Source organism: bacterium, assembly GCA_026129405.1.
Taxonomy (GTDB): Bacteria; Desulfobacterota; Binatia; order DP-6; family DP-6; genus JAHCID01.
The window spans coordinates 150,190-162,630 of sequence record JAHCID010000006.1; the positions used below are offsets into that span (position 1 = coordinate 150,190).

The following is a 12,441-nucleotide window of genomic DNA, read 5'->3' on the forward strand; positions in this document are numbered from 1 at the left end:
GGCGCCGCTTGCAACCGTCGTCAGCTGCGCCCGGAGCCGGCGAGCCGCATCGCCATCATCATCCGTGAGGGATCGCGCCCCGCCGACTTCCACCCGTCGGGCCCGAGGACCTCCATCCGCCGCTGGCCGTCCTCCTCCACCATGCGCGCCCAGGTACCGTCCTCGTGCACCGGCCCGGCGATCACGACCGGCGGCCGCCGCGCACGCGGGACGCGGCCGACGTGCTGGTTGCGCCGCAGCCCGACCATCGCGATCCAGGTACCGACCACGCCGCCCGTGACCACGCTGCCGCCGAACGCCAGCACGAAGATGGTGAAGTAGCCGAAGATGCGCCGCTGAAAGCAGCCTGGGGAGTCGTCGTGGCAGGGCTCCACGGGCTCGAAGATGGCGTCGATGTCGACCAGCTCGGTGCTCTCGGTCGCGCCCGCCGCCCCGGTCCAGAGCAGCACCGCCAGCGCTCCGGCGATGACCGCTCGCGACGCTGCCGACACCCCAATCACGCGCGAATCCTACGCTGCGTGGTGTACCGCGTGAAGGGGGGTCGCCCTACATACATGGAGAGCCTCGGTCGGAGGTACGAGCGACCCGCGCAGTCTGGCCCACCGCGGGCACGGCGCCGCCCTATCGGGTCCCTCGGAAGTGGACCGCCCCGTAGACGAGGCCGTCGCAGGCGGCGAGGCTCGGGAACGGGCCGTTCCAGACGCAACGCAGCGTGGGCGTCTCGAACGCGCACCTCGGCGATCTCCCGCAGGCGACGACGCAGGGCCGTGTGTGGCGGCCGGCGACCGATGTACTGCACGCTCAAGCGCGCGACCTCGAGCGCCCGGCAGGCGCGCCGCTGGCTCAGGCGGTACGCCGCCTGCACCCCCGCGACGATCTCCCGCCGTCGGACCGACGCTACCACTTTTTCCCAGCGCCTCCGACCTGCTTCAGCTTGCGGTTCTCCTCGCGCAGCTGGCGCAGCTCTCGTACCTCGGCCGTCCCCAGGTCGCTGAACTTCTTCTTCCAGCGGTAGTAGGTCTGCTCGCTGATCCCATGCTGGCGGCTCCGCCACCGGCACGCCGCTACCCCCTTGCCGAACGATGTGCACCATCTGCTCGGGCGTGAACTTGCTCGTCCGCATCGCCGCGGCTCCCTCATCGCCCGGTTGGGGACCGCGCCGAGTCCTTTGCGCGAGTCGCCGCGGCTCAGGAAGCGGGGTGAAGACCAAGAGCCCGCCCACGACCTGGGCTTCGGGGAGAGTCGAGGTACCGCCTTTGTTCGCGTCCCGGATTCGAGTGACTGCGTTCCGGTAGCGCTTAGCCCTGCGACGGGCGACGATCAGCGGCCGAGCGCAGGCTAGCGCTTGGGTCCATCCAGGCGCTCCCTCACAGCATCCCTGTCGGACTCAATAGCTGCGCCACCTGGGCGTACAAGCACACGGGCAAGGCGACTGGGCCGGGCCGTGAATGCTTCGAATACGACTTGGTTTCGCTCCTCAAAGCGCACAATACGACCAGCGACCTCGTTCGAAGGAAATGCAATCACGAATAGCGCGGCGAGCCCAGGGAGCGCAATCGTCGTGTTTGGCATCCATCCGAGATGCGGAATCATGTGATTCTGGAGCACTACGGTATCGCCAGGCGGAGCTGCCCGAATCGCATCACCCACGCCGCTCAGCGCGCGCTCGACTCGATTGCGGGTGACGGAATGGAGGTCGAGCAGTTGCGCGGGGACGGGGCGGACGCTGACACCGACCAGGAGGGTCACTATCGCCAGATACGCGCATGCATCTCGCCACCTGATGGGCAATGTCGACAGCGCCACGCATACGGTCACCGCCATGAATGCCTGCGCCGAGTAGTGGTACCGTAGCGTGGCAGCTACCTGCGCTGGAGTCTCATGGAGCAATCCGACCAGCATGGGCCCACGGGAGAGAGCGACTGACGCATAGAGTGCCACTGCCGGAACTGCGAACGCGACGCATACCGTGCGGGTGGCTGCCTTAGCCTTGCTGAGCAACCCACAACACAGAATGACAGCCGAGCTCAGGATGACCCACCCCAGAGGTGACGTCTCGCTTGACGGGTGCCACCAGGGTCCCGCGAAAAGGGACGTCACCCCGACACGGAGCAGTTCAACGAAGGACAGTCCCGCTGCCCGGACCCCGTGCACAAGCCAAAGAATGCTGTCGCCATGGATGGAGGGAACCGAGTACACTGAAGAAGCGATCCAATGCAGAACAACATGAACGAACGCTGGCGTCGCGGCTGCACACACCAGAGCAAGACGGAGGCGGCCCTTATGCGGCCCGCGAAGTATGTTAGGAAACAGTAGGACAATGACCGCAGGCAATGTAATCGCAACGATCATGGCAGTGCCGAAGAACAGATTGCCCAGCACAAGCCAGAAGCCCACGACAAGCAGATCGCCGGGCAGCAGCGCACCCGAGTTGGCTCGACATGCGGCCAGCCGGCCCATGCCCAAGAGTACGCAGCCGGTCGCCGCCAGCTGCGCATAGACGGAGTACCAGGTGAGCGATTCGCTCGCCGTCAGGCACACCCCCCATGCGAGAGCACCCAACGCAGCAATGACTGCGCTGTCGGTTAGCAACCAGATGATCCGCGCTAGCAGGACGACATTGACCGCATGCGTTAGCAGAACGGTTGCGAAGTATGGCTGGGCGTCTAGCCCCGCGAATCGATCAAGCGCCGCAAATACGAGATTGCGAGCCACCAAGGTGTGGCCTCCAAGCGGAGTGAGCAGCACCTCAAGGATCGGCCGATCGTGAAGCAGGTACAGCCATACGAAATCGTCGTTCCAGAAGTAGGCGCCGATGCTGTGGCGATAGTAACATCCAGAGGCAACGGCTGCGCCGATAGCACCTAGCCAAACGGCGCGGGGCATGCGATCTCACTTTGCGACTGCACGAAGGCGGCCTCGGGAATGGCGCGGCCGGCGTCCTACCGCACCCCGTAGACGAGCACCTCTGCCAACTGCAGGGGGTCGCTCGACCCCAACAGCTGTATGCGAATGTATCGCCCGCTACGGTTGATTGGCGAGGCGAACACCCTTCCCGGCGCCGGCCCCTGATGAATCCGCAAGACACCCGGCTGCATGGCGGTCACCGCGGGATCGGTCGAGACGAATGGATTGTCTGACACGAACACATCAAAGTTCTGCAGGCGAGCTGCGCAGCAATCCGTTCGGTTCCACAGCTCGAGCTCCTCCAAGGCGAATGAGTTGCCAAGATCCACCTGCCAGTATGGCTTGTTGGTAAAGAACGAATGCGCCACCGACTCATTCGCCCAGTTTCCATCGATATCCCCGTCGATCGCATTTGATGCAGTCCCGCAAATCCCAAAGAAGCATAATCCAGGGTCCGACATGGATGCGACGACACCAGGCCTGGCGAGGGCAAGATTGGTAACGATTGGGGACAGCCGGCCAAGACGCCACCGGCAGTAGTCAGCGAACCACGTGTCGCCCGTGGAATCATCCACGGCAATGCCAGCTAAGAGGGGTGCGACCGGCTGCGACGGAAAGCAGGGATCAAGGCATGCGTTATTGACGGCCTCACCGGGCGCAAGGGGATACAACGATAGCGGCGGGAAGAGCGACAGAGAGTTCCATCGGGGCGATACGAAGCCAACCGTAGCCCGGGACTTTGGATCACGCGGGCTGCCCCAAGTAGTGAACCAGGTGCTTCCGTATGCGTCGAGATTTAGCGAGTGAAGCACGTAAGGTTCAGGGTTCGTGCATGCCGGGGGGGAGGGGCTCGGAGGAACCGCAGTGAGGGGTCCCGGAATGTCTATCGTGGTGACGCACGGATTGGCTCCACCTATCAGGGATTCACATGCCCCAGGTGGGCCTAGCTGGCTTACGTCAAGGCGGCTCGCGGAGAAGTCGAGGAATTCCCCAACAACGACATCTCCATTTCGCGCGATCGATATCTCCCATGGGGCCGCACCACGGGGCGTTGCCGGCCCTCGTCCTGCGTTGTCGCCAAGCGGATATCGCGTTACGGTGGCGGAAACTGGATCCAATCGAACTAGCCCACTTTGGCCCCAGTAGTCGGCGGCCCACACGCTCCCGTCGGAACCAATGGCCATGTGGCCGAGAAAGGACGTTAGAGTACCTCCGAAATGCGGGAAGGAGCCGACGGGCTCAAGGGGATACTCCACGAATCCGCAATTTGCATGCGAGGACGAGCCGACTTCGTTCCACCAGCACACTTGGTCCGTGTGTGCGCAGTCAGACGACTGCGCACACGGTCGCGTGGGGTTATCCGAGCAGAATCCCGCAGTACAGCTGGCTGGCGGATCAAATGAGAGCGACCCGTCGTGCCACAATGTTGCGTCGTCAGTGTCGAACCACCCGATCCTGGCAGGGAGAATCGTACTGACCCCGGTCGTTTGTGACCGAGCGTTGTACCACACACGATCTCGTCCCGGCTCGTAGTCCTTCTCGTACGCGAGCCCGAACGTCTCCGTCTGGTTCCCAGGGATATTCCACACGCGTGGGAATGCGATGCTCGCCGGATCGTAAAGCACGACGCGACTATGGTTACCCGAGGCCAGAGGAGGCAGGTGATCGCCGCCCTGGTTGAACCACACTCGGCCATAGGGGTCGACGAGGGTGTCTTCTCCGTTGCCGCTCACATTCGTCTGAACGCCCCCTCGGTAGAACGGGCCTGGGGTTGGGGCCGAAACGGGGAGAAACGAAATCGGGCTCCCTGGAGTCAGGACCTTGAAACCCACGTGAACCTCGTCATTCAACCATACCCGGTGGAGTGGGTCGTCATAGGGAGCGGCATTGTTGTTAACTGCAATCGCGAGGGGATTGCTGCTGATCGGACCGGCAGGAGTCTTCTGCCATTCGTACTCCCAGTACTGTGCCCGAGACGGCTCGCTGACTAGGGCCCCGCCGCCGACGGTGATGTACATTCGTCCGCGCTGTATCGTTGTTGGGAGCTTGACGACGACCACCTCCGGCTCCCACGACACGACGCAAGGCACTGGGTGAGAATCGCAGTCATCCTGCGAGAACACGACCGATATTCCGGTTGGATCGAGCACCAAGAGCGCCGACCCGGGGTCCGGAGTACCAAAGCCGGCACCGGTCATCGCTACTGCAAGAAAGGAGGCTGCAGAGTTCACCAGGGCAATCGCCGGCTGATGAATAAGCGGCTGAGCGTGGCCCGAGGCATTCAGGCCAACCACCATCACTAACGCCAATACCCAGCGAAGCATCTCCCCCCCTCCTCGCTGCAAGCCCTGAAGCGTGCACTCATGTCCACGATAGGCTGGCGGCTTGTCAAGGCTGACGTCACCGAACGCATAGTCCCCATCGACCGTCCCCAGGCATCCGACGTCGAGGAAGGAGCGCCCCTGCGCCACGCGGCGATGAGGAGCCGGTTGAAGTCCTGAGGCGGCGGCTAACGTCGCAGGCGACGGACGACAGCTGCTAGCAAGTCTCCCAAGCGCGCGGCGCGAATAGCAGGTATTTACTTGATCCACCTCGCGCCGACGCGAGACGTTGCTCAAGGACTTCGTGAGTCCCTAGTCTAGAGCCCGCGCCGGCGGCGGCCGTCGCCGCGCGAACGACGAGGAGAACGCGGCATGCCCATCGAGCGCTATCACTTCTTCAAGCTGAAGCCGGCCTTTGCGACCACCGCAGGGCGCCGCGAGACGCGCGACCGGCTCCTCGCGGTCCTGCCCGGCCTGCCGGGCGTACGCGGCGTCGTCGCCGGCATCCCCGCCGACGACGAGGCCCTCGCCGCCTGGGACGTCAGCCTCGTCGTGCGCTTCGACGACCTCGCCGCCGCCGCGACCTACCGGGCCGCCCCGGGCCACCGGCGCTTCGTCGACGAGTTCATGGTGCCGCGGCTCGAGGTGAAGAAGAGCTGGAACTTCGAGGTCGCCGCGGCCTGACCCACCTCAGTCGACCGTGGGGCAGGCCCGCCCGATCTGACGCAGCACGTCCCACAGGTACCACAGCTCGGGATAGACGAACGGCTTGCCGCTCGTCAGCAGCGCCACCGCCAGCTCGCGCTCGGGATCGGCCCAGCAGACGACGTTCGTGAAGCCGAGGTGGCCGAAGGCGTGCTGCGTGTCGGGTCCGTAGAGGCTGAACCACTCGGCGCCGAGCATGAAGCCCATGCCGTAGCGGAACGGCAGGACGAGCGAGAAGTCGAACTCGAGATACGACTGCTCACCGGTCGCGCGCCGGATCGTGCGCGGATCGAACACGCGCACGCCGTCGAGCTCGCCGCCGTCGAGGAGCAGCTGGTAGAAGCGGCTCATCTCGTTCGCCGTCGCGACGACGTTCGCCGAGGGGATCACGCCGCGCAGGAAGCGCGCGTCGTTCGAGAGCGCGATCGCCTCGTGGAAGCCGACGCCGAGCACGCGCGCGAAGAGGAGATTCGCGGGCGGGATCAACGGCGGCCCGGTGAAGTAGTTGCGGACGACCTGATCGGTCCGCTCCGCCGGCACGCCGTAGGACAGCCAGCGGAACCCGAGCGGCCGCCGCAGCTCCTCGTCGAGGAACGTGCGCGGGTCGCGCCCGGTGACGCGGCGGATGATCTCGCCGAGCAGGAAGCCGCCGCTCACCGCGTGATAGGCGAGCTCGCGTCCGGGGCGCCACGTCGGACGGGCGTCGCAGAGGATACGGATCACCGGCGCGGTCTCGTCGAAGTGCTCGAGCGCCATCACCTCCGGCGGCAGGTTCGGGATGCCGGCGCGATGGCAGAGGACGTGACGGATCGTGATCCACTGCTTTCCGTACACGCCGAACTCGGGGATGTACTCGCAGACCGGGTCGTCGAGGCGGATCAGGTTCCGCTGATCGAGCAGGTGGATCAGCATCGCCGTCACCGCCTTCGACGCCGACAGCGTGAGGAACGGCGTGTCGGGCGTGAGCGGCCGCTTGGGGGCGTCGGGCAGATCGTCCGGGCCGTTGCCGGCCGCGTGGCCGATCGTACGGTCGAGGAGCACGCGGCCGTGCCGGCGCACGCAGAGGCCGATGGCGGGATGGAGGCCGCTGCGGTAGAGGCGCTGGACGGCGCTCCAGATCGCCTCGACGCCGGCCGCCTCGACCCCGAGCGCCCGCGGCGCCGTCTCCGCCTCCCAGCGCACCACCGTGACACTCTCGAGGTCCCGCGGAACGCGGGCGCGGGCGACACAGCGGACCAACGACACGGCCCCCGGAATGGTACGGCGCACCGCCCGCGGTTGCGAGCAGTGCGCCGTGCGGGCCGGCGGCGGCCCGAGACAGATGGGGGTGCGGCCCGCGCTACTGCGGCGGGGGGGGCGGTGGGGGCAGCCCGATCTCGACCGGGTCGCCGACCAGCTGACGCATCTCCTCGCGCAGCTCGCGCATCCGGGTCTTCACCGCGGCGCCCTTGGCCAGCTGCTCGGGGGTGAGGATGGCCCGCACCTCGAGCGCGATCGCGAGGCCCTCGCGCATCAGCTGCGCGCGCACCGCGATCGCGTCGTCGAGCTTCTGGGTGGCGGCCTCGGGCGTCGTGTCCGGAACGATGAGGGTGTCGGCCACGGCCTGGTTCGCCGTCCGCAGCTTGGCGAAGAGCTCGGAGAGCGTCTCGTGATGACGCTGCAGGATCGCCCGCACCTGCGCCTGCTGCTCGGCGGTGAGCCCGACGCCCTGGAGCATCGCGGGCAGCATCATGCCGGGGTCGCCGTCGAGCAGCATGTGGTCGCCGAACGGGCCGCCGAAGCCCTTCACACGCATGTGCCTGCCGCCGCCCTGCGGCGGCAGGCACGGGTGCGGCGCCGCCATGGCCGGCGTCGCGGGCGGCGAAGCGTCCGGCTGCGCCTGGGCCGGCCCGGCGATCGCGAGGAGGCTGCTCAGCGCGACGGCGGTGAGCGTGCACGTGGAACGTACGAGTCGCATTGCGTGTCTCCTTGGTTGGTTGACGGTCACTCGCATCCCCGGTCCGTCCAGGGATCCGGGCGGGCGCAGGGCCATCCCCCGCGCAAGGCCGCCGCGAGCGGCTGGAGGCTCGAGCGCTGGACGGGCCGTGCCAGCCATTCCGTGTCGTCGAGCGCGAAGAGCGCCTGCGAGACGTCGCCGATCGAGACCTCGGCGTACGCCCGGGGCGGCGTCGCATCGGGTACGAGGAGGACGCCGGCGAGCAACGCCGCCGCGCCGGCGAGGGCGAGGGCGAGGGACAGCCACGCCGCCCCGGGCCGCGCAGGCGGCCGCAGCACGGGGGCCGGTCCGTCGCGCAGCAACGCCGCCACCAGCGCGGTGTCGGCGACCAGCGCGTCGCGCCGGCGCCGGCAGGGGACGCAGTCCGCGAGGTGCCCGCGCGCCGACGGATCGGCGACCGTGCCCTCGACGAGATCCTGGAGCACGCGCTCGCTGAGGCAGGTCATCGGATCGCTCCTCCGAGCGCGCCGCGCAGCGTGTGCACGGCGCGGAAGAGATGTCGCTTCACGCTCCCCGTCCGCAGGCCCAGGGCGTCGGCGACCTCCTGCGTGGTGAAGCCTTCGACGTGCCGCAGGACGAACACCTCGCGCTGGCGCGCGGGCAGCCGGCGGAACGCCGTCCACACGGCGCCCCGGAGCTCGGTGCGCAGGGCGGTCAGCTCGGGCGTCCCCCCCGGCGCCGCCAGGCTCGCGACGTCGATCTCGAGGCCCGCGTCGCGCCACCACCGCCACCAGCGTCCGCGCCGCCGGTCGCGACAGGCGTTCACCGTCACGCGCGAGAGCCACGCCCCCCATGCGGCGGGCGTCCGCCCGGCCTCGGCCGCACGCAGGAGACGGAGGAAGACCTCCTGCGCGACGTCCTGCGCCTCGGCCGGGTCGCGGAGCAGCAGCTGGCAGAGGCGCACCACCCGGGGACGGTGACGCCGGTAGAGCGCTTCGGGGTCGTCCGGCGCGGGAATCGTCGCCATGCGCACGCCCCTTCGACGTACGCCGGCCGCAAACGGTTGACCGCTCAGCCCATCATCTTGCGATAGTCGACGGTGCGCCAGCGCTCCGGCGTCAGCTCGACCAGGACGTTCGGCTCGGCGGCGCGCTCGGCCTCGGTCATCTGGACGTAGCGGCGTCCCATCTCGGGGCCGAGGTAGCGTAGCGCGACGGCCTCGACGTCGCGCCCGAAGTCCACCTCGACGAGGCGCACCGGACCTTCGATGCTGACGTAGCGGTAGGGCGGCGTCTCGTCCTGCACGCACAGCCCCATGCGGCCCGCCGCCCGCAGCAACGCCGCCTTGCGGGAGCGCGTCCCGGTGACGAGGCGCACGACGCCGCCCGGCTCGTACGCGTACCACACGGGAACCGTCAGCGGCCCGTTGCCGGGATCGACGATCGACACCACGGCCACCCGCGTCGCCGCCAGGAAGGCCTCCCGCTCCGCGCGCGTCATCGCAAGGCTCATGAGCCGGACCTGTCCGCCGCGGGCGGACGAGTCAACCGTGCGTCGGGTCGAGACCGAGCCGGCGCATGAGGCGGTAGAGCGTCGTGCGATCGATCCCGAGGACCCGCGCCGCCTCCGCCCGGTTGCCGGCCGCCGCCTCGAGCGCGCCGCGCACGCGCGCCGCCGTCGCGCGCTCGACCGCCGCCTGGAGCGTCTCCTCGCCGCCCGTCGGCGCCGCCGCGGGCGTCTCGAGCAGGAGGTCCTCGGGCTCGATGGCGCCGCCGCGCGCGAGGACCACGGCGCGCTCCACGGCGTTCTCGAGCTCACGGACGTTGCCCGGCCACGCGTGGGACTCGAGCGCCGCGAGCGCCGCCGGTGCGAACGCGAGCGCGCGCCCCGCCTCCGCCGCATGGCGCGCGAGGACGTGCCGCGCGAGCGGGAGCACGTCCTCCCGGCGCTCGCGCAGCGGCGCGAGCTGGATCGGGATGACGTGCAGACGGAAGTAGAGATCCTCACGGAAGCGGCCCGCCGCGATCTCCTCGCGCAGGACGCGATTGGTGGCGGCGACGACGCGCACGTCGATCGGCCGCGGCTCGTTGCCGCCGACGCGCAGCACCTCGCCCTCCTGGAGCACGCGCAGCAGCTTCGCCTGCAGGTCGGGTGCGATCTCGCCGATCTCGTCGAGGAACAGCGTCCCGCCCGAGGCGCGCTCGAAGCAGCCGGCGCGCGTCGCCTGCGCGCCGGTGAACGCGCCCTTCTCGTGCCCGAAGAGCTCGCTCTCGACCACCCCCTCGGCGAACGCCTTCAGGTTGACGGCCACGAACGGCCGTCCCACCCGCTCGCTCCAGTAGTGCAGCAGGCGCGCGACGAGCTCCTTGCCGGTGCCGCTCTCGCCCTGCACCAGGACCGTCGCGCGGCTCGGCGCCACGCGGCGGACGAGGTCGAGCACCGCCCGGCTCTTCTCGCTCTCCGCGACCACGGCCGCCGGCGCGTAGCGGCTCGCGACCTCCTGCCGCAGCCAGCGGTTCTCGCGCTCGAGCCGGCCCAGCTCGAGCGCGCGACCGACCACCGCGCGCAGCTCCTCGTTGTCGAAGGGCTTGGTCACGTAGTCGAACGCGCCCGCCCGCATCGCCGCCACCGCGGCGCGCACGTCGCCGTAGGCGGTGAGCAGGACCACGGGGCGGTTCGGCCGCTGCGCCTTCAGACGCGTCAGCAGCTCGAGGCCGTCCATCTCCGGCATCTTCCAGTCGGTGACGACGGCGTCCGCGTCGCGTGCCTCGAGCGCCGCCAGCGCGGCGGCGCCGCCGGAAGCGACCTCGCAGATCCACCCGGCGCGCCCGAGCGCACCCGCGACCACGCTCGCCATGCGCGGCTCGTCGTCGACCACGAGGATGCGGGGCGCGACGCTCACGCCGCCACCGCCGCGGCCGTTGCCGGCAGCCGCACGACGAAGCGGGCGCCGCCGCCGGCGCGCTCGCCGACGTGGATCGCGCCGCCGTGCGCCTCCGCGATCTGCCTTGCGACGGCCAACCCGAGTCCCGTGCCGCGTTGGCGCGTCGTGAAGAACGGCTCGAAGACCCGCTCGCGCAGCTCCGCGGGCACGCCGGGCCCACTGTCCGCGACCTCGAGCTCGACGGCGTCGCCGGCCGAGCGTGCGTCGATCGTCACCAGGCCGGCCCGTCCGGCCGCTTCCCCCGCGTTCGACAGGAGGCCGAGCAGCAGCTGGCAGACGAGGTCGGGATCGACGCGCAGCGCGGGCAGGCCGGGCGCCGCCGCACGCTCGACGCGCACGCCGCGGTCGCGCAGCTCCTCGTCGGCCAGCGCCAGCGCCCGCGCGACGACGTCGCCGACGGCCACCGGGCGCAGCGCCGGCTGGAGCGGCCGCGCGAAGGCGAGCAGCGAGGTGACGACGCTCGAGAGCCGATCGATCTCCGTGATGACGAACCCGCACGCCCGGCGCGTGTGGCCGTCGTCCGGCGCCGCCTCCTCCTGGAGCCCCTGCGCGGCGGAGCGGATCACGGCGAGCGGGTTGCGCACCTCGTGCGCGATCGAGCTCGCGAGCTGGCCGAGCGCCGCCAGCTTCTCCTGCTGTGCCAGCCGCCCGCGCGTCGCCGCGAGCACGTCCTGCTGGGCCTGGATCGTGGCGCTCGCCGCCCGGTCGCGCCGCCGCGCCTCCACCGCGTACCCGACGGCGAAGCCGAGGGCCGCGAACGAGACGCCGAACCACAGCGCGACGAGGGCCGTCGCGTCCCGCCCGCCGATCTCGAAGCGGAAGCCGAGGGCGCTCGCGAGCAACGTGTCGACGCCCGCCCACACGATGCCGACGACGAGGCCGGTCCAGCGGTCGAGACCCGCGGCGAGCGGGGCCAGCGCGGTGAGGGGTCGGGTCATGCAAGCGCTCCGCCGGCTCGGATCATCGTCCCCGCGGGCACGCGGGCGCAACCCGGCGTGGCGCCGCCACCACGCCGTGGCGGCGGCGCCACGGCGCGCCCCTCGGCCTCGGGATTGACACCCCGCACCAGCGCGCTATCCGCATCGCCAGCAATCTCGCTGCGAGGAGGCGTCGCCATGCTGAAGGAGTTCAAGGAGTTCGCGCTGCGCGGAAACGTCGTCGACATGGCCGTCGGCATCGTCATCGGCGCGGCCTTCGGCACCATCGTCACGTCCTTCGTGACCGACCTCATCACGCCCCTGCTCGGCCTCGTCACCGGCGGCACCGATTTCTCGAACCTTTTCTTCGTCCTGCGCGACGGCTCGCCGGCGGGTCCCTACCCGTCCCTGCCGCGGGCCGCCGAGGCCGGCGCGGTCACCCTGAACCTGGGGGTGTTCCTGAACGCGGTCCTGAGCTTCCTCATCGTCGCGGTCGCGCTCTTCGCGGTGGTGAAGGCGATGAACGCGCTCCGCCGCGAGGCGCCCGCCGCCGAGCCGCCGCCGCCCCCGGCCGAGGAGATCCTGCTGCGCGAGATCCGCGACCTCCTGAAGAGCCGCTAGTCCCGAGCCCGAAGCTGGTTGCCGAAGATCGGGTGGGATCGCGCCGCCCGGCGCGGCGCGACGACGAGGCATGGCCGTCACCACGGTGAG

Annotated in this window: 13 protein-coding genes; 2 read left to right on the plus strand and 11 right to left on the minus strand. The window is 69.5% G+C overall.

From position 1 onward, the window contains the following. Positions 1 to 20: 20 nt before the first annotated feature. From KIT14_19665 to KIT14_19680, 4 genes are all read right to left on the minus strand, one after another. Positions 21 to 500: a hypothetical protein gene (locus KIT14_19665; GenBank protein MCW5892736.1), complete on the minus strand. Its 480-nt coding sequence runs from the start codon at positions 498 to 500 to the stop codon at positions 21 to 23. A 397-nt stretch (positions 501 to 897) separates the two neighbouring features. Next, positions 898 to 1,140 carry a transposase gene (locus tag KIT14_19670; GenBank protein ID MCW5892737.1) on the minus strand — a complete coding sequence of 81 codons (243 nt, stop codon included), beginning with the start codon at positions 1,138 to 1,140 and terminating at the stop codon, positions 898 to 900. A gap of 198 nt (positions 1,141 to 1,338) precedes the next feature. After that, a complete protein-coding gene (locus KIT14_19675; protein ID MCW5892738.1) occupies positions 1,339 to 2,886 on the minus strand; it encodes a hypothetical protein in 1,548 nt (515 codons plus the stop codon). 56 nt (positions 2,887 to 2,942) lie between these two features. Continuing rightward, positions 2,943 to 3,482: a discoidin domain-containing protein gene (locus KIT14_19680; GenBank protein MCW5892739.1), complete on the minus strand. Its 540-nt coding sequence runs from the start codon at positions 3,480 to 3,482 to the stop codon at positions 2,943 to 2,945. Positions 3,483 to 5,600: 2,118 nt separating this feature from the next. On the opposite strand from KIT14_19680, the gene KIT14_19685 reads away from it, so the two are divergent. Beyond that, entirely contained in the window at positions 5,601 to 5,912 is a 312-nt protein-coding gene (locus KIT14_19685) for a Dabb family protein (protein MCW5892740.1), read from the plus strand. Between the two features lie 6 nt (positions 5,913 to 5,918). Here KIT14_19685 and KIT14_19690 read toward each other — a convergent pair whose 3' ends face one another. The 7 genes from KIT14_19690 to KIT14_19720 all read right to left on the minus strand — a co-directional run bounded on the left by KIT14_19690 (position 5,919) and on the right by KIT14_19720 (position 11,751). Further along, positions 5,919 to 7,202, minus strand: coding sequence for a beta-lactamase family protein (locus KIT14_19690; GenBank protein MCW5892741.1), 1,284 nt, complete (start codon positions 7,200 to 7,202; stop codon positions 5,919 to 5,921). A 70-nt stretch (positions 7,203 to 7,272) separates the two neighbouring features. After that, entirely contained in the window at positions 7,273 to 7,890 is a 618-nt protein-coding gene (locus KIT14_19695; protein MCW5892742.1) for a periplasmic heavy metal sensor, read from the minus strand. Positions 7,891 to 7,916: 26 nt separating this feature from the next. Continuing rightward, positions 7,917 to 8,375, minus strand: a complete 459-nt coding sequence (locus KIT14_19700) for a hypothetical protein (protein ID MCW5892743.1) — start codon at positions 8,373 to 8,375, stop codon at positions 7,917 to 7,919. Continuing rightward, positions 8,372 to 8,896, minus strand: a complete 525-nt coding sequence (locus tag KIT14_19705; GenBank protein MCW5892744.1) for a sigma-70 family RNA polymerase sigma factor — start codon at positions 8,894 to 8,896, stop codon at positions 8,372 to 8,374. The genes KIT14_19700 and KIT14_19705 overlap by 4 nt, the downstream gene beginning before the upstream one ends. Before the next feature lie 44 nt (positions 8,897 to 8,940). Continuing rightward, the gene (locus tag KIT14_19710) at positions 8,941 to 9,369 is read right to left on the minus strand and encodes a pyridoxamine 5'-phosphate oxidase family protein (GenBank protein MCW5892745.1); all 429 of its coding nucleotides are present in this window, start codon (positions 9,367 to 9,369) and stop codon (positions 8,941 to 8,943) included. Between the two features lie 43 nt (positions 9,370 to 9,412). Beyond that, a complete protein-coding gene (locus KIT14_19715; protein MCW5892746.1) occupies positions 9,413 to 10,771 on the minus strand; it encodes a sigma-54-dependent Fis family transcriptional regulator in 1,359 nt (452 codons plus the stop codon). Beyond that, a complete protein-coding gene (locus KIT14_19720; GenBank protein ID MCW5892747.1) occupies positions 10,768 to 11,751 on the minus strand; it encodes a hypothetical protein in 984 nt (327 codons plus the stop codon). Before KIT14_19720 ends, KIT14_19715 begins: the two co-directional genes overlap by 4 nt. Before the next feature lie 177 nt (positions 11,752 to 11,928). Between KIT14_19720 and mscL the strand changes: the two genes are divergently transcribed. After that, on the plus strand, positions 11,929 to 12,351 hold the full coding sequence (gene mscL, locus KIT14_19725; GenBank protein MCW5892748.1) for a large conductance mechanosensitive channel protein MscL: 423 nt from the start codon (positions 11,929 to 11,931) through the stop codon (positions 12,349 to 12,351). Positions 12,352 to 12,441: the final 90 nt, after the last annotated feature.